Origin of the sequence: Slackia exigua ATCC 700122 (assembly GCF_000162875.1) — a bacterium.
Classification (GTDB): Bacteria; Actinomycetota; Coriobacteriia; order Coriobacteriales; family Eggerthellaceae; genus Slackia; species Slackia exigua.
Genome location: NZ_GG700630.1, coordinates 717,355 through 737,947 on the forward strand (window position 1 = coordinate 717,355; position 20,593 = coordinate 737,947).

Sequence of the window (20,593 nt, forward strand, 5' to 3'; positions counted from 1 at the left end):
AACTCCACGCGCGCCTCTTACATCTCGGCCAGGTCGTAGGGCGTGGTCTGGTAGACGTAGTAGTTCAGCCAGTTGGAATACAGCAGCTGGCCTTCTGCGCGCCACGATACGACGGGGCGCTTGGTCGGATCGTCGTCGGGATAGTAGTTGACGGGCACCGCGATGTCTTTGCCGGCCGCCACATCGCGATCGTATTCGAGCTTCAGCGTGTCGCGGTCGTACTCGGGATGGCCGAACACGAAGATGTGCTTGCTGTTCGTGCTCTTCGCGATGGACACGCCGCATGCGTCCGAGAACGCGACGACCTCGAGGTCCTGGTTGGCGACGATGTCCTCGTAGTGCACCTCGGTATGGCGCGAATGAGGCATGCGGGAGATATCGTTGAACCCGCGCACGAGCGGAGACGAAGGCTTGAGCAGACGGTTTTCGAACACGCCGAAGCATTTCCCATCGAGCATGTACTTCGGCACGCCGTAGAAATGCTTCATGGCAGCCTGGGCGCCCCAGCAGATGAAGAGGCAGCAGTGCACGTGGTCGACCGACCAGTCGAACACCTCGCAGAGCTCGTCCCAGTAATCGACCTGCTCGAAATCGTACGTCTCGATGGGGGCGCCGGTGATGATCAGGCCGTCGTAGCGTTCGTCGCGTACCTCGTCGAAGGTGCGGTAGAAAGTCTCCAGATGCTCGGCGGACACGTTCTTGGACGCGTGGCTCTTCATGCGCATGAGGTCGATATGGACCTGAAGCGGCGTGTTGGAAAGCTTGCGCATGATCTGCGTTTCGGTGGTGACCTTGGTGGGCATGAGATTGAGCAGAAGAACGCGCAACGGGCGGATGTCCTGATGCATGGCCCGATGCTCGGTCATGACGAAGATGTTCTCGCTCTCGAGGATGGACGTCGCCGGAAGGGCGTCGGGAATGCGGATGGGCATGGCATGTCCTTTCGAATGATGCATCGCGCCTGCTGCACCGCACATCGAGGAGCGGCGGGCACGGCCCGGACGCGCGGCCGAGCCATTGCGGCACATTGTAGTCCAACCGTCGGCGATGGCGCGCACATGCCCGGCAGCGCGCGTATAATGCGCGTATTCATGAACCGGACCTGCAGGCGGCACGCGCCCATCGCGTCGCAACCCGCTCGAATCGATAGGAGACCGTATGACCGCATCAATCCAGACGACCTGCGTCCAGGGCGGCTACACACCCGGCAACGGGGAACCGCGCCAGATTCCCATCGTCCAGTCGACCACCTTCAAGTACGATACGTCCGACCAGATGGGACGCTTGTTCGATCTTGAAGAAGCCGGCTACTTCTACACCCGCCTGCAGAATCCCACGAACGATGCCGTGGCGGCCAAGATCTGCGCGCTCGAGGGCGGCAGCGCGGCGATGCTCACAAGCTCGGGACAGGCGGCGAATTTCTTCGCGCTGTTCAATATCGCTGAAGCCGGCGATCACGTGGTGGCAAGCTCCACCATCTACGGCGGCACGTTCAACCTGATCGCCCATACGATGCGCAAGATGGGCATCGAATGCACCTTCGTCGCGCCGAATGCATCGCTCGAAGAGCTGGACGCGGCCTTCCGGCCCAACACCAAGGCCGTCTTCGGCGAAACGATCGCGAACCCTGCGCTCGCCGTGCTCGACATCGAGACGTTCGCGCAGGCCGCGCATGACCACGGCGTGCCGCTCATCGTCGACAACACCTTCCCCACGCCTGTGAACTGTCGCCCGATCGAATGGGGCGCCGATATCGTGACGCACTCCACCACCAAGTACATGGACGGGCACGGCTGCGGCGTGGGCGGCGCCATCGTGGACGCCGGACGATTCGACTGGATGGCGCAGGGCGACAGGTTCCCCGGCCTCACGCAGCCGGACGAGTCGTACCACGGCATCGTGTATGCAGAGAAGTTCGGTTTGGCAGGCGCCTTCATCACGAAGGCGACATCGCAGCTCATGCGCGATTTCGGATCCATCCAGAGCCCTCAGAACGCATTCTATCTGAACCTCGGGCTGGAAAGCCTGCACGTGCGCATGCCGCAGCACTGCAGAAACGGCCTGGCCGTCGCACGGTTCCTCGAGGCATCCGACAAGGTGTCCGTCGTGCGTTACCCCGGGCTTGAGAGCGACCCGGACTACGCGCTCGTGCAGAAGTACCTTCCCAACGGAACGTGCGGCGTCGTGAGCTTCGATGTCGCGGGCGGACGCGCCGATGCGGAACGGTTCATGGCCGCGCTCAAGCTGTGCGCGATCGAGACGCACGTGGCCGATGCGCGCAGCTGCTGCTTGCATCCTGCCAGCTCGACGCATCGCCAGATGACCGACGGCGAGCTCGTGCGCGCCGGCATCTCGCCTTCGATGGTGCGTCTGAGCTGTGGCATCGAAGGAACCGACGATTTGGTGGCCGACGTCGCCCAGGCGCTCGAGGCGATGTAGGGGGCGCGGTGCTTGAATCCATAACGCCCTGGGACGCGATCGTCCTGCACGCCATCCATGATGCGTTCGCGAACCCGACGCTCGATGCGATCATGGCATTCTTCACGCACATCGGAAGCGCCGGTGCCGTCTGGGCCGCGATCGCGCTCGTACTCGCCGCACGGAAGAACACGAGGATCTGGGGAATCGGCATGCTCGTGACGCTTGCGGCCGTAGGCGTTCTCGGAGAGATCGCCTTGAAGCACCTCGTCATGAGGCCGCGGCCGCCGCTATTCGATTCCGCACTCGCCACGAGCGTGGTGAGGATTCCCGCATCGCCGTCGTTTCCGTCCATGCATGCGGGATCGTCGTTCGCGGGAGCCGCGTTCCTGGCTCTCGTGCCGATCGGCCTCGACGTGCCGAACGACGCGAAGGTGCGCGCGGCTGTGCGTGCCGCGCTTCGCGTCGCGCCGTTCGCGCTTGCGGCCGTCATCGCATTTTCAAGGCTATATTTCGCCGTCCATTTCCCCACCGACGTCGCGGCAGGCATCGTGCTCGGCATCGCGGTCGGCCTTGCCGGCGGATTCGCGACGCGAGCGGTTCTGGAAAGGCGGGAAGCGAGTTAAAAGCCCTTCGAATATGTTCAACCATATCGTTCGGATTCGCGGAAGAGGCAAACGTTGCAGACTGCAAGAGCAGCCACGAGGCTCACCTCCGCCTTTCGAGGAATTCGCGGAAATACGGGAGGTCGAACCCGACCACGCCGCGCCTCCGACCCCCGATGACCCCCGCATCGATGAGCCTGCGACGATACTGCGCGGCAAGAGAGGTCGAGATGCCGAGGCGGGCGGCCACATCGCCCGTTTTGCTGTCTCCCTCATCCTCCAGCATGGCGTTCACGTATGCGATATCCCCGTCCGAAAGCTCGTTGTATGTGGCGCCGAGAATCCTCGATTCCATCTCGCTGCGCGCGGCCGCAATGCCCCGCTCGACGTCATTATCCGAAATGGCCTGGCTTTCGATGCTCTCATCCCAAATCCGATATCCGACGAGCTGAAGCATGAAGGGAAATCCGTCCACCGCTTCAACCGCACGTTCGAGGCCAAAACCTCCGATCGTCCTGCCGTTCTCTTCAATGGTCTTCTTGAGAGCGTCTCTGACCTCGAAATCGTCGATCCTGCCGAGCGTTTCTCGTTGAGCGCGACGGAGAAATGAAACGGTCTTGTCTTTGATCAGGGACGATACGTTGTGCGGCAACCCCGCCATCACGAGCGAGACCTTGCGTCCCTCCCTCACGAAGTGCTGATAGACCGTCGCGAGGCGAATCATCTCGTCCAGGCTGCCGTTGACTTCGTCGACCGTGATGAGAAGGCCCGTTTCCGTCTTGTCCAGATCGTCGAGGATCAATTCCATGCGACGGCGCCAGTTGTCCTTGTCGGGAACGAACTCGAAACCCACGGACGCGACATCGGATACGCCGAAGCTCGTTATGCGAACGCGATCGGGCGAAGGCACGAGATGCGCCGCCGCACGCCTTGAACGAATCTCGATGTCGTCGAGCATCCCTTCCCCGCACGTCACTTCCGCGCATACCCAACCCGACGACTCCGCCCTACGGGCGATGCAGGAAAGCAGCGTGGTCTTGCCCGTGCCGCGAGCTCCCGTAAGGATGGTCGTGAGCTCGGGACGACGGAGGCGGGCCGAGAACGCGCGATCGAAACGCCGCACGATATCGTGCCGTCCTGCCAGATGATCGGGAACTTCGCCGAAGCTGGGCGTGAATGGGTTCTCGAGATATGTCATGAGAGCTCCGCTCTTTCCTGCGCGTTTCTTTATGCAAAGAACAGAGAACTAAGCAGTTCTAAGTCTGTATGAGCAAGTATACGGAGGTCCCTCGATCGGCGCAAATAGTGAATCTAGCTCGCAAATTTGAGAGCTTATCTCGCAAATTTGCGAGCTAGGAGTACAATGCAGGCATGAACCCAGAAGGCAGGGGGTACGCCATGCCGCATTACGAACGCGAAATAGTATCGACCATAGCCTCACGCATGAACGAACCCCGCCGTTTCATGCAGATCGTCATGGGGCCTCGTCAAACGGGCAAAAGCACGGCGATTTGGCAAGCTCTTGCGCATGCGGATATTCCCCGTATCGTCGAAGAGGTGACGTTTCGAGGCGAATCACCTGATTGGGTGCGCGCACACTGGCAACGGGCACGCAACCTCATTCAGGGAGACCAGAAGCGCGCCGTACTCGTGCTGGATGAAATTCAGTATGTTTCGAATTGGTCCGCGGTCGTAAAGGAGCTGTGGGATGAAGACGCCCGTGCAGGCATAGACCTTCGCGTGGTGCTGTCGGGTTCATCGGCAACGCTCATACAGAATGGCCTCAGCGAATCCCTTGCAGGCCGCTTCGAACTCATCCACTGTCCGCACTGGACCTATCAAGAATGTCGGGAAGCCTTCGGCTACTCTCTTGACGAATTCCTATATTTCGGCGGCTATCCGGGAACGTCATCGTTCATCGGAGATGAGCCCCGATGGTATTCCTATATGAATGGATCGATCATCGATCCTGCCATCGCGAATGACGTCATCGGTTTAGCCGATGTTCGCAACCCAGCGCTGATGCGCCGGCTTTTTTACCTCGGCGCTCCGTATTCTGCGCAGGAGGTCGCTTATCGCAAGATACTGGGACAGCTTGATGACAAGGGGAACACATCGACGATTGCACACTATCTCGACCTTCTTTCCGATGCAGGCCTGCTGTGCGGCCTACAGAAATACGACCCTAAGCTTGTTCGTCAAAAGGCGAGTTCACCGCGTCTTGCCGTCTATGACACCGGTCTTATGACGGCAACGTACGGTCATAAGAGGAAGACTCTTCTCACCGATCCGAGCGCTCGGGGCCATCTTGTCGAAAGCGCCGTCGGTGCCTATCTCCTCAACCGATCGAAGTCGGAGAACTTCGATGTCAACTGGTGGCGCGAAGGGAATCATGAGGTCGATTTCGTGGTGTCCTTCGGTGGAGAAACGCTGGCGATAGAGGTGAAGAGCGGACGCGTTAAAAAGACGGGCGGAATCGTCGAGTTCATGAATCGCTTTCCGCATGCGCGCGCCATGGTGGTCGGTTCTGCAGCAACGAATCTTGAGGACTTCCTCTCGGGCGATGTGCCGTTGTTCTAAAACGGTTTTCGGCACGCTTCTTGCGAAGCCTTATTTCCTTGCCTTTCGAATGGCCAGCAAAGCACGATGGGCGAATTGATCGTAAATAGCTCAACCATCTTCCTTGCTGCGCGGAAAGCGGCAGTCGTTGCGGAATCAGCCTCTCGCCACCGAATCGCCCTCGAAGCCCCACATGCGGACTTCGGGTTCCAGACGCACGCCGGAATCGGCTTCCACCGCGTCCTGCACCTCGCCGATAAGCGCTCGCACGTCGGACGCCGTCGCGCCGCCTGCATTCACGACGAATCCCGAGTGCTTCTCGGACACCTGCGCCCCGCCATGCGCATATCCCTTGAGGCCCGCATCCTGGATGAGTTTGCCTGCGAAATATCCTTTGGGGCGCTTGAACGTCGACCCTGCGCTCGGCATGTCGAGCGGCTGCTTGTCCGCGCGCCTCTGCTGCAGATCGTCCATGCGCGCACGAATCGCATCCGTATCGCCTTCCTTGAGCGCAAGCATCGCGGACACCACCACATAGCCGCGATCGTCCATCATGCTGTGGCGGTACCCCCATTGGCTTTCCCCGCGCGGGACCGGCACGACCTCGCCTTCCGGCGTCACGCAGATGACCTGCTCGCACACATCCATGAACTCGCCGTCGTACGCGCCGGCGTTCATGATGGCCGCGCCTCCGACGGTTCCCGGAATTCCACATGCGAATTCATAGCCGGCAAGGCCCGCCTCAAGCGCGGCCTGAGCGACCTCTTCGTTCGTGGCGCCCGCTTTGGCGAAGATGCGGTTCTTCGTCACCAGGATATCCGAAAGGTTCTCCGCGATGCGCATGACGACGCAGTCGAGCCCCTCATCCGCCACGAGCAGGTCGCTTCCCCGCCCGACGACGCGCAGCTCGACGCCCGCATCGCGACATGCGCGCACGACGTCGGCGACCTCGTTGATCTCATGCGGGACGACCATGCAGCGCGCCGGACCGCCGATTCCGAACGTCGTATGCGCGTTCATAGGCTCGTCGATCAGGACGTTGTCGTCCCCGACGATGGCCTTCAGGCTCTTGACCAGCTCATCCATGGGTGCCAATCCCTTCGCGTCGTCTTTGGTCGTCTTTGGTCGTCGTCGCCCGGCGTCCATGCCTGACGCCAGATGCGCCCGCATCTATCCTTCCGCATACTGCGCGATCACGGCTTCCGCCGCGCGCATGCCGTCGACCGCCGCAGACATGATACCGCCTGCGTAGCCGGCTCCCTCTCCCGCAGGGAAAAGTCCTGTGCGTCCTACCTCTGTGCGCCCTGCGAAAGATACTTCTGCTGCCTCTGACTCGGCGCGGTCGGCGGCAACGCCAACCGCACAGCCGCTTGCACCTTGCGTATCGCGCAAGCGCGCCTGGAGCGTAGCGCGATCGCGCACGATGCGCACGGGGCTCGAGCTGCGCGCCTCGACGGCCGTCAGAACGGCGTCCGGATCGCCGAATCCGCGCATCTTCGCATCGAGCAGAGGCATGGCCTCTCTGATGGCGTCGACAATGAATTCCGGCAGCACGTCATGCAGGTCGCACCACGCAACGCCGCGCGCGTACGTCGGCACGACCGTCTGAGGTGGATCCGCCGCGCCTTTTCCTTCCAGGAAATCGCCCAGGGTCTGCGCAGGCGCGCGATAGTCTCCGCCGCCGGCACGGTACGCCGCCGCCTCGACGCGCCGCTGCAGCTCGATGCCCGCGAACACGTCATCGCCCGGCAGATCGCCCGGCTTCACCTCCACGAGCAAGGCCGCATTCGCGTTGGCGCCGTCGCGCGCGAAGCGGCTCATGCCGTTCACGCACACGCCGCCCTCCTCGGATGCCGCGCATACCACCTGGCCGCCCGGGCACATGCAGAACGTGTACACGCCGCGGCCGCTCGGCAGGTGCACCGCAAGCTTGTAATCGGCCGCACCGAGCGCCGGATGCCCGGCCGCAGGCCCGTATTGGATCGAATCCACGAGCTTCTGCGGATGCTCGAGGCGTACGCCCATGGCGAACGGCTTGCGCTCGAATACGAATCCCCGGCCGTGAATCATCCGGAAGGTATCGCGCGCGGAATGCCCGCATGCCACGATCACGTCGCGCGCGGGAATCGTGCATTCCTCTCCCGTCCGCCCGTCGCGCACGCCCACGCCGCAGACCGCGCCATCGCGCATCGGCAGCTTCGTCATGCGCGCGCGGAAGCGCACCTCTCCGCCCAGCGACTCGATGCGGAACCGCAGGTTCGCCACGATATCGGGCAGCAGGTCGGTGCCGATATGGGGCTTCGCCTTCCATAGAATCTCTTCGGGCGCGCCCGCCGCGGCGAACGCCTCCAGCACGGTGCGACACCGCGGGTCCTTGATATTGGTCGTGAGCTTGCCGTCCGAAAACGTGCCCGCCCCGCCTTCTCCGAACTGGACGTTCGACTCGGCATCCAGCGCGCCGCCCTCCTCGAACGCGCGCACCGCCTTCGTGCGCGCATGGGCGTCGTCGCCCCGTTCGAGCACGATCGGACGCATCCCCGCCTGGGCAAGCACAAGCGCGGCGAACATCCCTGCAGGCCCGAAGCCGACCACGATCGGACGAGGAGCGTCCGTATTCGAAACGTCGGCCACGCGATACGGCGTCGGTTCCTCGTACGCGGATATGCGCGCCGGACCCTTCGATGGACGGGCGAGCACCCGACGCTCGACCGCGTCCGGAACATCGACCGCGAACGTGCCTACGAAGCGCACATGCGCCTTCTTCCGCGCATCGACGCTGCGACGCATAAGCCTCACGCCTCCGAGAGCCGCAGGCTTCACGCCCAGCACCCGTGCGATGGCCGCACGCGCGATTCCTTCCCCGCCTTCAAGACCGAAATCGAGAGGCAGCGCAAGATTGCGTATCTCCAGCATGGCGGTTCCGCGCTATTCGAAGAGAAGCTGCGCACCGGCGGCGGCACTGCCTGCCAGCATGCCGCTCGTCCAGGCCCAATGCAGGTTGTACCCGCCGCAGCGCCCATCCACGTCAAGAGCTTCGCCCGTCACGTAGAGACCGGGATGCAGCGCGCATTCCATCGTCAGCGGATTGAAGTCCTTGACGTTGTATCCGCCACGTGTGACTTGCGATTTCTTAGGATCGGCGATGCCTTTGACCTTCAAGCCGAACGATTCGGACACCATGGCGAGCACCACGGCCTCCTGCTCGGCGATGATCGGCTCGTCGGGGTTAAGCCCTGCCGCCGAGACCACGGCCCGCGCGACATGCGACGGCAAAAGCCCGCCCATGACCTGGACGGCCGTGCGCGTCGGATGCGCCTGCGCCTGTCCGAAGACGAAATCGACCTTGTCCTGCGGTTCCATATCGGGAAGGAAATCGATGAAGACCGTCTGGCCGGGGCGGACGTAGCGCGACATGTCGAAGGCCGCGATGCCCGAGATGCCGTAGTCGCGGAAAAGCACTTCGCCGTAGGTTTCAGGACCGTGATAATCGCTCTTGAAATCCGGATCGACGACATCCATCCAAGCGTCGCGCAAATCCGTCGGATCATCGTCGATATACAGGCGCGCCCGGACACGGATGCCCGACAGCCCCTTGATATTGGTCGTGTCGGTCTTGAGGGCGGCAAGGACCGGCTGGCATTTCTTGACGCGGATATCGTTCGGCACGAGCCCGGCTGCAGGGCCGCCTCCTACGGCGACGATGGCGGAATCGAAGGATTCCCTGCCGCCATCGGCCGAAACCACATCCCAGCGGCCGTCCTCGCGCGGCACGGCGCAACGCACGGGCAGCCCGCACCTGATGCGCACGCCCGCCTCGTCGAGGCAGAGGCGCAGCACGTCAAGCACGCTCGCCGCCTTGTGCGTATAAGGATAGATGCGCCCTTCGTCCTCTTGGATGGCCAGAAGCCCCGCATCCGAGAAGAAGAGCTGCACCTCTTCGGGCGGGAGCGCGTCCATGGCGGCCTGCACGAAATCCGGACGGTTGTAATCCGAGCTCATGATGTCGGCATTGCTCAGGTTGCAGCGCCCGTTGCCCGTCGCGAGGATGGTCTTGCCGATGCGGTCGGCCGCCTCGAAGACGGTGACCTGGGCGCCCTGCCTGCCGGCGCAGATCGCGGCCATGATGCCCGATGCACCTCCGCCGATGACTGCGACTTGATCCATGAACGTCACTCCTTGCATGAAAACGAGGGCCTGGCGGCCCTCGTTGCGGACTATGCCGACATCAATGGCGGATAGGGGCCCAGACGCCCTCGAGCTCGGGCATGCCTTCGCCGCGCGCGGATACCGCCCCGCTTCCCACCTTGGGACCGTGATTGATGAAGAACATGCACGAACGGCACTGCTCCTTCACGGGAATGCTGCGATCGACGTCGGGGTTGTCGAGTATCTCGAAACCGACGGCCACGCGATGCTGCGGAAGCTTGCATGCGGCATATTTGCAGTCGGCCGGGCAATAATCGTGTCCCAGGCAATGGGGGCAGTAGCTCTGCATGTCCGCGTCGCATCCGCGCTCATCCCAACATGCCATGCGAATCACCTCGCGAACATCGTGTTTCCCCATTAAGAACGTCAATCATACGCATGCATGCGCGCCCTCGGGCGTCCATGGCGCAGGAATGCCGATCGGATACGCCGCACGCGCTGCCTTGACGGCCCGTTCGATTCGCACGAAACCCGAAAAGGGCTCCGCAACGAAAAACGGGCCGAACGCATGGCGCCGGCCCGCAAACTGTATCAAAACGCAGTCGAAATTAAATGGAGATGACCTTCGCAACCTCGGGAACGTGCTCTTTCAGGATGCGTTCGACACCGTTGGCGATAGTCAGCGAGCTGAGCGCGCAGCCGTTGCACGCGCCTTGCAGGCGAACGCGCACGATGCCGTCATCGGTGATGTCGACGAGTTCGAGGTCGCCGCCGTCGGCCTGAAGGCTCGGGCGCACCATGTCCAGCACGCGAGACACGCGCTTCTTATCGATTTCCATGATCGTCTCCAGTCTGATTCATGCGCCGTGCGCGAAGCCTTCGCGGGGCGCCGCATTATTTCGTGGGCAACTGTATCACACTTGCGAACGTGCGCCCCCATCCCCGCATGCCGCACACAAACCATCGACAGCGAAGCGGCGCGGGAAAAGAAGTCTCTCGGCCCTTACGCCTCCGTCATGCCCGCGTCTTCCGCCGGCTGCGGCGCCCCCTGCTGCGGAAGGCGCATGCGCGCAGACCACGCGAGCAGCGCCACGCCCGCGACCAGCACCGGCAGAGAGAGCAGCTGCCCCATCGTGAACCAATCGCCCAGCAGATAGCCGATCTGCACGTCAGGCTGGCGGATGAATTCGATCGAGAAGCGGAAGGAGCCGTAGAGCACCATGAATGCGCCCAGATACGTGCCGCGGAACAGCGGCGGATTCCTGCGCGCGAGGATCATGAGCACGATGAAGATGACGACGCCTTCGAGCAACGCTTCGTAGAGCTGGGACGGATGGCGCGGCATGCTGCCCGCCGCGCCGCCGAAGACGACGCCCCAGGGCAGATCGGTCACCGATCCCCAAAGCTCGCCGTTGACGAAATTGGCGCAACGCCCGAAGAACAGGCCGATCGGCGCGGCGATGGCTCCAAGGTCGGCAAGGGTCATGAACGGGATATGCGTCAGGTGCGCCGCCACCGCGCCGCCGAGAAGCACGCCTACCATGCCGCCGTGGAAGCTCATGCCGCCCTCGTTGACCGCGAGGATCTTGATCGGGTTGCGCAGGTATTCGCCGTCGCCGTAGAAGAGGCAGTATCCGAGGCGCGCGCCGACGTAGAGGCCCACGAACACGCAGAGGATGATCGTGTACAGGGATTCTTCGCCGATAGCGACGCGCCAGCGCTTGGAGATGCGCGAGACGACGACCGCGGCGAAGAGGAACCCGAGGATGTACGCGATGCCGTACCACCTGACCTGCAGGGGGCCGATCGCAAAGGCGACGGGATCGAGCGCCTGGTAGATATCGTTCAGCATAAGACTCCTATGCGGATGCCGCAGCCTGGTCGGCACCGGGATTCCAATCCTTGCCGATGACGGCAAGGATATCGGTCGAGAAGGAATAGTACACGGGGTCGTAGACGGCGCGCCCCACGCCCAGCGCCGCGACCACGGCCGCGGCTTCTTCGGCATTGTCCTTGTTCTGGTACACGACGAGCGTCTCGTCGTACACCGCCTGCGACGCGTTGCCGACGGATTCCACCTTGAACCCGTTGGATTCGAGAACGGAGCGCGCCTCGGCGGCCGCGCCTTCGATGCCGCTGCCGTTGTTCACCGTGACGGTGAACAACGAGACGTCGACCGAGGCGATCACGTCCTTGGCATCGAGCACGGGCTTCTGCCCCCGGTCGATGCGCGAGCGCATGTCGTCCCATGAGGACGATTTCAACGTGGAGGCACCCTCTGCGGCGGATGCGGAGACGGGAAGCGTCGCCTCGTAGACGGTCGCATCGCGCAGGCCGCGCAGGTCGGCATGGAGGGCGCGCAGATCCTTGCTGTTCATGTCCGACGTCAGGCTGTGCCCGACCGTGTCGAGCTTCATGACGAATCCGAACGACGATTCATCGGCAAACGCGCGGAAGAGCCCCATGGCCACGGCATCGATGCTGCCCGCCTGCGCCGCCTGGTCGCGACCGACATCGAGGGCCCGACAGACGGAAACGGCCTCTTGGCCGCTCAGATGCTTGGTCTCGGTGCGCGCGACCGCCATGCCGGCTCCGTCGGCCGCAGCCTTCGCACCGGCGTCTTCCATGACCGGCAGATCGGCATCGATGCCGCCCATCTCATCGATCAGGGACGCAAGCCCTGCATCGTCGGCATGCATGTAGTGCGCGATCTCGACGCCCGTCAGATTCTCGACGGCATCCACCAGGCCCGCATCGCCATCGGCGGCGCGCACCGCGCTCATGGTCGACGTGGATCCGTCGGCCAAGGTCGCCTGGACATTCGTCGGGATGTTGACAAGCGTGATCGTGGAGGATGCCCGGTCGATGCGCGCAAGCACGAGGGCGCGCGTCGCATCCTCGGATTCGCCCGAAGCGAAGTCGGCGGCGATCAACGTGTAGAACGGAGCGCCGTCCTCGGCGGCCGCACCGTCCGCGGAAAGCGCCGCGGAAAGAGACTCGGCGTCCTGGGCCTTCAAATCGGCATCGACGGAGCGCAGGTAGGTGAAGGATCCGACGACGGACGCGACGATCAGGGCCGCGATCACCGCAGCCGCGGCTCCCAGCACCCGGCGGCGCGTACGTCCGGCGCTTTCGCGCTCGTAGTATTCGCGACGAGACATGCGTTCGGCGTAGTCGCGCGACGACTCGCGCGATGTGACGCGCGGCAGCATCTGATTGATTTCCCCGCGCTGGGCCACGCGGGCGCGCCGCTCGTTGCGAAAGACGCGATCGCCCGGCAGCATCGACGGACGGCTGCGTGCGCGCGGAATCTTGGTGTTGTCGACCGTCGCATTCTGAACCAGGCGCGACGTGCGCTTGAAATCTGAGCTCGAGGGACGTTTCATCGGAGGACCCGGCCCGGCCTATTCTTCGAACTCGTCGTCGGGCTCGCGGCGCAGACGGGCGCCGAGCGCTGCGAGCTTGCCCACGTAGTCTTCGTATCCGCGATCGATATGGTGGATGTTATGCACCTGCGTCGCGCCTTCGGCGAAGACGCCGGCCAGCACGAGCGCCGCGCCGCACCGCAGGTCGGTCGCTTTCACACCTGTGCCTTGGAGCCTGCTCACGCCTTCCACCACCGCATGATGGTCCTCGATCGTGACATTGGCGCCCATGCGGACGATCTCCGCAGCGAACATGAAACGGTTCTCGAACACGTTCTCGGTGATGACGGAACTGCCTTCGGCAACGGCGGCGAGCAGCATGAACTGCGCCTGGAGGTCGGTCGGGAAACCCGGATGCGGCAGCGTCTGGATTTCGACCGCCCGCAGCGGACGGGTGCGCCCGACGCTGATCCAGTCGTCGCCGATATCCACCGCGCAACCCATTGCGCCGAACTTCATGAGCGCCATGCGCAGGAAGCTCGGATCGATGCCGCGCGCGACGACGGGGCCGCCCATGAGCGCTCCTCCCATGAGGAAGGTTCCCGCTTCGATACGGTCGCCCACCGTCGTGTGCTCGCAGGGATGCAAGGACGAAAGCGTCACACCTTCCACCGTGATCGTGGACGATCCGGCACCGAAGACGCGCGCGCCCATGGCGTTGAGCATGTCGGCCAAATCGACGATCTCAGGTTCGCGGGCAGCGTTTTCTATGACCGTCTCGCCTTCTGCGGTGACGGCGGCCATCATCGTGTTCTCAGTCGCTCCGACGCTCGGGAAGTCGAGCGCGATGTAGGCGCCATGCAGCCCGTTCGGCGTCGTGGCTTCGATATCGCCGTGAACGGTCTCGAAATGGACGCCGAGCGCCTCGAGGCCGGCCATGTGCATGTCGATCTTGCGGGCGCCCAGGTTGCAGCCGCCTGGCATGGCGACGCGCGCCCGTCCGAAACGCGCGAGCAGCGGACCGAGGACCGCGATGGATGCACGCATCTTGGAGACCAGCTCGTACGGGGTCTTCCACGTGTCGACGTCCTCGGTGTCGATGACCAGGGTGTGGCCTTCGCGCGTCACCGACGCGCCCAGGTGCTCGAGCACCTTCGACATGACGGAGATATCGGATATGAGCGGAACGTTATGGATGATGGATTCGCCCTGGCCGAGAATGGAGGCGGCCACGAGCTTGAGCGCGGAGTTCTTCGCGCCGGAAATCTCGACTTCGCCGGAAAGCGGGGTACCGCCCTCGACGACGATCATCTCTTTCGACATGACCTTCCTATCTTCTAGGTATTCCCTTTTCGCACGCAACGAGCTCGCGAGATGGTCGGCCCATCGCCGCATCGCCCCGATGAGGCCGCATGGCCTTCTGCGCACGGATAGGATGATTGTACGAGAAAAGAAACGAGGGCCGACCCAGACGGTCGACCCTCGCCAAAAACAACAGCGACGATGCGCCGGCGAAGAAACCTAGGCGGTTTCCCCAAGCGTGAAGCGCTTGAAGCCGGTAACCTTGATGGAACCGCCGAGCTGCTTGGCGACGGCGGCGGTGTAGGACGCGATCGTCTGATCGGAATCCTTCACGAACTCCTGCTCGGTCAGGCACTGCTCCTTGTAGAACTTCTCCATGCGACCGGTGGCGATCTTCTCCTGGATGGCCTCGGGCTTGCCGGATTCGGCCGCCTGGGCCTTGTAGATGCCCATCTCATGCTCGACGACGTCGGCGGGGACGTCTTCGCGGGAGACGGAAATCGGGTTGACGGCAGCGACCTGCATCGCAACGTCGCGGCCGTACTGGGCGAACTCGGCGGAGGAGGCGTCGATGCCGTCCACGTCGAAGGAGACGAGAACGCCCATCTTGCCGCCCATGTGGATATAGGAGGCGACCACGCCGCCTTCGAGGACGGCGAAGCGGGTGAGCTGCGTGTTCTCGCCCATGATGTGGATGCATTCGGTGACGATGGCTTCGACGGTCTCGCCTTCGAGCTCGGCGGCCTTGAGGGCCTCGAGGTCGGCGGGCTTGGCGGCGATGGCAGCGCGGGCGATCTTCTCGGCGAACGCCTTGAACTTGTCGTTCATGCCGACGAAGTCGGTCTCGCAGTTGAGCTCGACCAGGGCGCCGACCTTTGCGTCATCGGACACGAGCGCCATGACGGTGCCTTCGTTGGTGGCGCGCCCGGCCTTCTTGGCCACGGCGGCCAGGCCGCGGGTACGCAGGACGTCGACGGCCTTTTCCATGTCGCCTTCAGCTTCGACCAGGGCCTTCTTGCACTCCATCATGGCGGCGTCGGTCATTTCGCGGAGCTCTTTGACCATAGCGGCGGTAATAGTTGCCATTTTCATCCTTTCAGAGGGAGACGCGCCCCGAGGCTCGGGGCGCGATTTCGAACGTACGGACGTGCAGGGCGCCGCAGGATTATTCGGCGGCAGGGGCGTCGGCCGCAGGGGCGGCTTCCGCGGCAGCGGGAGCCTCGGGCTCGGCTGCGGCGGTCATCTGCTCTTCGATGCCCGTGATGCCCGTGGCGTCGACGATGGCGTCGGCCACGAAGGTGGACAGCAGGTTGACCGAGCGGATGGCGTCGTCGTTCGCGGGGATGCCGTATTCGACGTCGTCGGGATCGCAGTTGGTGTCGAGCGTGCCGACCACGGGGATGCCGAGGCGCTTGGCCTCATGGATGGCGAGCTGCTCGCGGTTGGTATCCACGACGAAGATGGCGTCGGGAAGCTTGGCCATGTTGCGGATGCCGTTGAGGTTGGTCTGCAGCTTGGCGAGCTCCTTGCGCAGCAGGGTCTGCTCCTTCTTGGGCAGAAGCGCCATGGTGCCGTCGGCTTCCTTGGCTTCGAGCTCTTCCATGCGCTTGACGCGGGAGCGGATGGTCACGAAGTTCGTGAGCATGCCGCCGAGCCAGCGGGAGTTGACGTAGGGCATGCCGCAGCGGTCGGCCTGCGTGGCGATGGATTCCTGGGCCTGCTTCTTGGTGCCGACGAAGAGGATGGTGCCGCCCTTGGATGCGGTCTTGGACACGAACGTGTACGCGTTGTCCAAGCCGACGAGGGTCTGCTTGAGATCGATGATGTAGATATCGCCGCGATGGCCGAAGATGTACGGCTTCATCTTGGGGTTCCAGCGACGGGTCTGATGCCCGAAGTGCGCGCCTGCGTCGAGCAGGGTCTTGATGCCGACTTTCGTCATAGCTCTCTCCATTCGTTAAGCCTCTGCCCAAGGTCTTCCCCGCTCCGCAGCCTTTTTCGGGTGGCCACTCGCGGATGGCGGGTCGCTCGGACATGTGAAATATAGAAACTCAAGCAGTATACCCTTCCCGGAAGGAAAGACAACCGCGCCCCGCCGTTCGGGCACGGTTGTTCCACAGGACGCGCATGCAGGCGCGGCGCCTACGCGAAGCGGCCGGGATGCGGCTGCGCGGTCGCAGGGCGCATGCGGGCGCGATGCCGTTTCCGCTTCGAGCCCGCCCTGCTTCAAGCGGCTTCTAGCTCACCCATTCGGGAAGCCGGCCCGCATCCACGGCGGCCAGCGCGCGCACGACGTTGCGACGGCTGATGGATCCGACGAAGCGCCCGGCCGAGATGACGGGGAGCTTCTTGATGCGGCGCTCGGCCAGGATCTTGCAGGCGTCTTCCAGCGCCATGCCCGCATCGACCGCGATCACGCGCTTGGTGGCGATTTCCATGACGTTCAGGCTGCGCATCGCATCCAGACGATCCTGGAACGTGCGATCCTCGCCGACGCGGAAGACCGTCGAGCCGTCGGAGAACGTGAAGTCCTCGCTGCCCAGATACTTCATCACATCGCCGTCGGAGATGAAGCCGACGACCGCGCCGGCGCCGTCCGTGACGGGCAGGCCGCTCGTGCCGCTCTGGGCGAAGATCGCCAGGGCATCGCCCACCGTGCCATCCTCAGGGACGTTCGCGCAGGCGCGGTCCATGACGTCGGAAACGACCCATTCGAGCGCCGGCTTGGAGCGGAGATCGGCGACGGGCGCCTCGTCTGAGAAGGCGGCGGAAGGAGCTTCGCCCTTCGCATCCTTCACGAGAAGCAGGATGATGAGGAAGACGACGACCATGAGCGCGGATACGCCGATGAACGCCATGCGGTCGCCCGCGAACGTCTGCATGGCCGCGTCGGATGCGGACATGACCGTCGCGCCCAAAGCCGTCAAGCTCACGATGAACGCCGTTCCGAACGAGATGCCCACCTGATTGATCGTGGAGGAGATCGCGTTGCCGTGCGGGACCATGTCGTTGGGCAGCGCATTGATGCCCCAGGTGTTGATCGGCATCATGACGCACTGCACGCCGATGACCATGAGCGTGTAGGGCACGGCGACGATGATGATCGAGGTGTCGATGCCGCACGCGGCAAGACCGCAGGCCGCAAGCGCGGCGACGGCGCCTCCCGAAAGCGCGATGGCGCGCGCGCCGTAATTGTCGAACAGACGGCCGGCAACGACGCTCATACCAGCGCCGATGGCAGCACCCGGAAGCATGACCAGGCCTGATACGGTGGCTGATTCACCAAGCACGCCTTGGATGTAGAGCGGCACGACGACCGAGCAGCCTCCGAACACGGCGGCCTGGAGCAGCGCGACCGCGATGACGCCGATACGGTATTCGCGGGTCTTCAGCACGCCCACGCGCAGCATCGGCGACTCGAGCGCGAGCTGACGACGCGCGAACACGCCGAGAAGCGCCAAGCCTACGATCATGAGCAGGGCGGACACGACAGGGTTGCCCGAGGCGAACGTGGAAAGCCCGTAGAGCAGCCCCACCATGCCGCAGGCGAGCAGGATGATGGAAGGAACGTCGAACGATGCGCGTTCGAAGCCTTTCCGGTTTTCGAGGAAGAACCCGGCGACGATGACGACGGCGATGGCGAGCACGACCACGATCACGAAGAGCGCACGCCAGCCGACCGAATCGATGAGAATGCCCGAGATCGAGGGGCCGACGGCAGGAGCGAAGCTGATGACCAGGCCGACGATGCCCATGGCCGAACCGCGGCGCTCGCGCGGGAAGAGCAGGATGATGAGCGTGAAGACCATCGGCATGACCACGCCGGTTCCGCACGCCTGCATCACGCGCCCGAGCAGCAGCACGGGAAACGCCGGGGCGGCAGCCGCGACGAGGGAGCCGAGGGCGAACATCGACAGCCCTCCCATGAACAGCCTGCGTGTGCTGAACCGACCGACGAAGAATGCGTTCAGGGGAATGACGACGGCCTCAACCAGAGCATATCCCGATGTCAGCCACTGAACCGTCGTCGCATCGACAGCCAAGTCGGCCATGATCGTCGGCAGCGCCGGCGACAGGAACGTCTGATTGAGGACCACGAGCAGCGTGCCGGCAAGCAGCACGATGACCATGACCTTCTCGTTGCGAGAAAGACCCATGCGAATTACCTCTTCTGTTAGGAGTGGTTGGCCCGACCATAGTAGGAACATTCCGGCCGAAAGAACGGGAACGCGGCGGCCATACATCGAATGAACGTCTTTCATCCATCATTCATCTGGGATTATGAAGGAATCGTCTCCCAGGATCGAACGAATGCGCAGGCCGGTTCCCGCCGTTTCGCGAAACGCCGCCCGTCGCGCGCGGAACGTTGCCCTGCGGTCGCCCCGCCCCGCTCAGGCGCGCGTGTTGATATGCACGTGAGGCGCGTCGACATACCCATGCATGGCGCCCATATAGACGAAGTAATCCGCGACCTCGTCCGCGAGGCTTTGATCGTGCGTCGCGATGACGAGCGTCTTGCCGGCCGCCTTCAGCTCCTTGAAGAACCCGAGCAGCCACCGGCGCGTTTTCCGATCGAGCCCGTTGAGAGGCTCATCGAAGCAGTATGCGTCGGGATTCATGCTCATGATGCAGGCGATCGCGACCTTCTTCTTCTCGCCGCCGGACAGATGGTACGGCGCGCGCGAACGCAGGCGGTCGAGACCCATCATCGAGCAGGCATCGTCGACCCTGCGCGCGGTCTCGGCCTCGGAAAGCCCCATCTGACGAGGGCCGAACGCGATCTCATCCTCGACGCTCGAACAGAAGAGCTGAGCGTCGGAATCCTGGAAAACGAACCCTACGCGCTGGTGGAGCCGCTTGGCGAAGGACGCGTCCTTCATCGCGCGCGCATCCACCTCGACGCCGTCGAACCGATAGCTTCCGCGTTGCGCGAACACGAGCCCGTTCATCGCGCGCAGAAGCGTGGACTTCCCGCTGCCGTTGTCCCCCATCAGCACCGCGCTGTCACCGATGGCGATCGACAGGTCGATGTGCGAGAGGACGGGCTCGTCATCGTAGGCGAAGCAGAAATCGCGGAATTCCATGAGCGGCGTGCGCGATGCATGGGGCGCATCGTGGTCGTGGGCGGGCGGCTCTCTGTCCGCATCGGGACGGGTCGAGCGCACCGGCGCCGATTCCTTCCACGCGATCGGCGGCTCCGCGTCCGCGTCGGGATAGGTTCCGGAAATCATCGGGGCATCAGTCCTTGAAGGTACATGAACGCGGCCGCAAGGCACGCGATCAGACAGATCCAGCATGCATCGACCGCAGGCCGCGCAGGGCCCTTGGCGTGCGTCTCGTATTCCCCGTCGAATCCTCGGCAGCGCATGGCATCGAAGGTGACGTCGGCGGATTCCTTCGATTTCAGGAACACGACCCCTGAGACGCCGCCCACCGCATCGCCCTTGCGCGCGTTACGGCCCACGCTGCGCAGCTTCAGCGCGGTGAGGACTTCGAGCGCGACTTCCCCGAGACGCACGATGTTCTTGAGCGCCAGATCCATGGTCAGGATGAAGAGGCTCGGCACGCGAAACGTACGCAAAGCGGATGTGAGCTGGTTATAGGGCGTGGTCACGGCCATCGTCAACGCGATGGAGACCGATACGAGCACCTTGACGGACAGCAGAACGGCCGAGTGGGGCTGCCCGAAGAAGGCGGCGGGGGCCATGAGCGCGAAGGTGAGCGCCGATGAAACGAGCGCGACGCCCACGACGCGCTTGAGATGCGCCGCCGGCAGCAGGCAGAGACGCGCGAGCACGCCCGCAAGCACGATGAGCGTGAACACGAAGTTCGTCGAAAGCGATGTCATGAGAATGCAGGCGAAAGCGACGAAGAGCTTCACGGGCGCCGTCGGAGAAAACGGAGCCGATGCGCCGTCATCAAGCCTGAACTGGGAAAGCACCGTCGCGATGGACGACATGCTTCCCGAGATGTAGCGATCGCGGTCATGCGGAGGCACGAAGTCCTCGGACGCAAGAAGCCATGGCGGCAGGGCGTTCCGCATACGCGGCGCGCCGCAGACGGCCTCGGCCCCGCCTTCCCTCATATCTTTCACGATTCCCCCTGCGCATCCGTATCCGAGCGTGAGGCCGGACTATGCCGCGCCTCACGCTCGGATTGTACCTACGCCGCGCGGGCACGGCGCGTCCATACGCGAAA

General features: G+C 63.6%; 18 protein-coding genes. 3 read left to right on the forward strand and 15 right to left on the reverse strand.

The features are described from left to right. Positions 1-17: 17 nt before the first annotated feature. Positions 18-932 carry a homoserine O-acetyltransferase MetA gene (gene metA, locus HMPREF0762_RS03125; RefSeq protein WP_006361961.1) on the reverse strand — a complete coding sequence of 305 codons (915 nt, stop codon included), beginning with the start codon at positions 930-932 and terminating at the stop codon, positions 18-20. 226 nt (positions 933-1,158) lie between these two features. Here metA and HMPREF0762_RS03130 point away from each other — a divergent pair, with 226 nt between their 5' ends. Both HMPREF0762_RS03130 and HMPREF0762_RS03135 read left to right on the forward strand, forming a co-directional pair. After that, positions 1,159-2,439, forward strand: coding sequence for an O-acetylhomoserine aminocarboxypropyltransferase/cysteine synthase family protein (locus tag HMPREF0762_RS03130; RefSeq protein WP_006361962.1), 1,281 nt, complete (start codon positions 1,159-1,161; stop codon positions 2,437-2,439). Between the two features lie 8 nt (positions 2,440-2,447). Continuing rightward, a complete protein-coding gene (locus HMPREF0762_RS03135) occupies positions 2,448-3,044 on the forward strand; it encodes a phosphatase PAP2 family protein (RefSeq protein ID WP_006361963.1) in 597 nt (198 codons plus the stop codon). A gap of 82 nt (positions 3,045-3,126) precedes the next feature. On the opposite strand, the gene HMPREF0762_RS03140 is transcribed toward HMPREF0762_RS03135, so the two are convergent. After that, positions 3,127-4,221 carry an ATP-binding protein gene (locus tag HMPREF0762_RS03140; protein ID WP_006361964.1) on the reverse strand — a complete coding sequence of 365 codons (1,095 nt, stop codon included), beginning with the start codon at positions 4,219-4,221 and terminating at the stop codon, positions 3,127-3,129. Between the two features lie 173 nt (positions 4,222-4,394). On the opposite strand from HMPREF0762_RS03140, the gene HMPREF0762_RS03145 reads away from it, so the two are divergent. Further along, positions 4,395-5,603, forward strand: coding sequence for an ATP-binding protein (locus HMPREF0762_RS03145; protein WP_006361965.1), 1,209 nt, complete (start codon positions 4,395-4,397; stop codon positions 5,601-5,603). Between the two features lie 135 nt (positions 5,604-5,738). On the opposite strand, the gene murB is transcribed toward HMPREF0762_RS03145, so the two are convergent. The 13 genes from murB to HMPREF0762_RS03210 form a co-directional block, all read right to left on the reverse strand. Beyond that, positions 5,739-6,668, reverse strand: coding sequence for a UDP-N-acetylmuramate dehydrogenase (gene murB / locus HMPREF0762_RS03150; RefSeq protein WP_040618888.1), 930 nt, complete (start codon positions 6,666-6,668; stop codon positions 5,739-5,741). Between the two features lie 84 nt (positions 6,669-6,752). Beyond that, entirely contained in the window at positions 6,753-8,495 is a 1,743-nt protein-coding gene (locus HMPREF0762_RS03155; protein WP_006361967.1) for an NAD(P)/FAD-dependent oxidoreductase, read from the reverse strand. Positions 8,496-8,507: 12 nt separating this feature from the next. Continuing rightward, positions 8,508-9,746 carry an aminoacetone oxidase family FAD-binding enzyme gene (locus HMPREF0762_RS03160; RefSeq protein ID WP_040618890.1) on the reverse strand — a complete coding sequence of 413 codons (1,239 nt, stop codon included), beginning with the start codon at positions 9,744-9,746 and terminating at the stop codon, positions 8,508-8,510. Positions 9,747-9,807: 61 nt separating this feature from the next. After that, positions 9,808-10,113: a hypothetical protein gene (locus tag HMPREF0762_RS03165; RefSeq protein WP_238319064.1), complete on the reverse strand. Its 306-nt coding sequence runs from the start codon at positions 10,111-10,113 to the stop codon at positions 9,808-9,810. A gap of 223 nt (positions 10,114-10,336) precedes the next feature. Then, positions 10,337-10,567 (reverse strand): NifU family protein, encoded by a 231-nt coding sequence (locus HMPREF0762_RS03170; protein ID WP_006361976.1) that lies wholly within the window; start codon positions 10,565-10,567, stop codon positions 10,337-10,339. 164 nt (positions 10,568-10,731) lie between these two features. Continuing rightward, on the reverse strand, positions 10,732-11,580 hold the full coding sequence (lgt, locus tag HMPREF0762_RS03175) for a prolipoprotein diacylglyceryl transferase (RefSeq protein WP_006361978.1): 849 nt from the start codon (positions 11,578-11,580) through the stop codon (positions 10,732-10,734). Positions 11,581-11,587: 7 nt separating this feature from the next. Then, positions 11,588-13,114: an LCP family protein gene (locus HMPREF0762_RS03180; protein WP_040618892.1), complete on the reverse strand. Its 1,527-nt coding sequence runs from the start codon at positions 13,112-13,114 to the stop codon at positions 11,588-11,590. A gap of 18 nt (positions 13,115-13,132) precedes the next feature. Beyond that, positions 13,133-14,416 carry a UDP-N-acetylglucosamine 1-carboxyvinyltransferase gene (gene murA / locus HMPREF0762_RS03185; protein WP_009077032.1) on the reverse strand — a complete coding sequence of 428 codons (1,284 nt, stop codon included), beginning with the start codon at positions 14,414-14,416 and terminating at the stop codon, positions 13,133-13,135. A 198-nt stretch (positions 14,417-14,614) separates the two neighbouring features. Beyond that, on the reverse strand, positions 14,615-15,481 hold the full coding sequence (gene tsf / locus HMPREF0762_RS03190; RefSeq protein ID WP_040618955.1) for a translation elongation factor Ts: 867 nt from the start codon (positions 15,479-15,481) through the stop codon (positions 14,615-14,617). A gap of 79 nt (positions 15,482-15,560) precedes the next feature. After that, positions 15,561-16,337, reverse strand: coding sequence for a 30S ribosomal protein S2 (gene rpsB / locus HMPREF0762_RS03195; protein ID WP_040618956.1), 777 nt, complete (start codon positions 16,335-16,337; stop codon positions 15,561-15,563). A gap of 295 nt (positions 16,338-16,632) precedes the next feature. Further along, positions 16,633-18,552 (reverse strand): MDR family MFS transporter, encoded by a 1,920-nt coding sequence (locus HMPREF0762_RS03200; protein ID WP_040618958.1) that lies wholly within the window; start codon positions 18,550-18,552, stop codon positions 16,633-16,635. A 234-nt stretch (positions 18,553-18,786) separates the two neighbouring features. Next, entirely contained in the window at positions 18,787-19,626 is an 840-nt protein-coding gene (locus HMPREF0762_RS03205) for an energy-coupling factor ABC transporter ATP-binding protein (protein ID WP_006361986.1), read from the reverse strand. After that, positions 19,623-20,480, reverse strand: coding sequence for an energy-coupling factor transporter transmembrane component T family protein (locus HMPREF0762_RS03210; RefSeq protein WP_006361987.1), 858 nt, complete (start codon positions 20,478-20,480; stop codon positions 19,623-19,625). Before HMPREF0762_RS03210 ends, HMPREF0762_RS03205 begins: the two co-directional genes overlap by 4 nt. Positions 20,481-20,593 lie beyond the last annotated feature (113 nt).

Excerpts from the sequence above, each read along its gene's own strand:
- HMPREF0762_RS03130 (WP_006361962.1), top strand. The coding sequence starts at position 1,159 with ATGACCGCATCAATCCAGACGACCTGCGTCCAGGGCGGCTACACACCC.
- HMPREF0762_RS03170 (WP_006361976.1), bottom strand. The coding sequence starts at position 10,567 with ATGGAAATCGATAAGAAGCGCGTGTCTCGCGTGCTGGACATGGTGCGC.
- HMPREF0762_RS03205 (WP_006361986.1), bottom strand. The coding sequence starts at position 19,626 with ATGATTTCCGGAACCTATCCCGACGCGGACGCGGAGCCGCCGATCGCG.
- HMPREF0762_RS03145 (WP_006361965.1), top strand. The coding sequence starts at position 4,395 with ATGAACCCAGAAGGCAGGGGGTACGCCATGCCGCATTACGAACGCGAA.
- HMPREF0762_RS03200 (WP_040618958.1), bottom strand. The coding sequence starts at position 18,552 with ATGGGTCTTTCTCGCAACGAGAAGGTCATGGTCATCGTGCTGCTTGCC.
- HMPREF0762_RS03160 (WP_040618890.1), bottom strand. The coding sequence starts at position 9,746 with ATGGATCAAGTCGCAGTCATCGGCGGAGGTGCATCGGGCATCATGGCC.
- HMPREF0762_RS03155 (WP_006361967.1), bottom strand. The coding sequence starts at position 8,495 with ATGCTGGAGATACGCAATCTTGCGCTGCCTCTCGATTTCGGTCTTGAA.
- HMPREF0762_RS03140 (WP_006361964.1), bottom strand. The coding sequence starts at position 4,221 with ATGACATATCTCGAGAACCCATTCACGCCCAGCTTCGGCGAAGTTCCC.
- HMPREF0762_RS03165 (WP_238319064.1), bottom strand. The coding sequence starts at position 10,113 with ATGGCATGTTGGGATGAGCGCGGATGCGACGCGGACATGCAGAGCTAC.
- HMPREF0762_RS03210 (WP_006361987.1), bottom strand. The coding sequence starts at position 20,480 with ATGAGGGAAGGCGGGGCCGAGGCCGTCTGCGGCGCGCCGCGTATGCGG.
- tsf (WP_040618955.1), bottom strand. The coding sequence starts at position 15,481 with ATGGCAACTATTACCGCCGCTATGGTCAAAGAGCTCCGCGAAATGACC.
- HMPREF0762_RS03180 (WP_040618892.1), bottom strand. The coding sequence starts at position 13,114 with ATGAAACGTCCCTCGAGCTCAGATTTCAAGCGCACGTCGCGCCTGGTT.
- rpsB (WP_040618956.1), bottom strand. The coding sequence starts at position 16,337 with ATGACGAAAGTCGGCATCAAGACCCTGCTCGACGCAGGCGCGCACTTC.
- murB (WP_040618888.1), bottom strand. The coding sequence starts at position 6,668 with ATGGATGAGCTGGTCAAGAGCCTGAAGGCCATCGTCGGGGACGACAAC.
- lgt (WP_006361978.1), bottom strand. The coding sequence starts at position 11,580 with ATGCTGAACGATATCTACCAGGCGCTCGATCCCGTCGCCTTTGCGATC.
- murA (WP_009077032.1), bottom strand. The coding sequence starts at position 14,416 with ATGTCGAAAGAGATGATCGTCGTCGAGGGCGGTACCCCGCTTTCCGGC.
- metA (WP_006361961.1), bottom strand. The coding sequence starts at position 932 with ATGCCCATCCGCATTCCCGACGCCCTTCCGGCGACGTCCATCCTCGAG.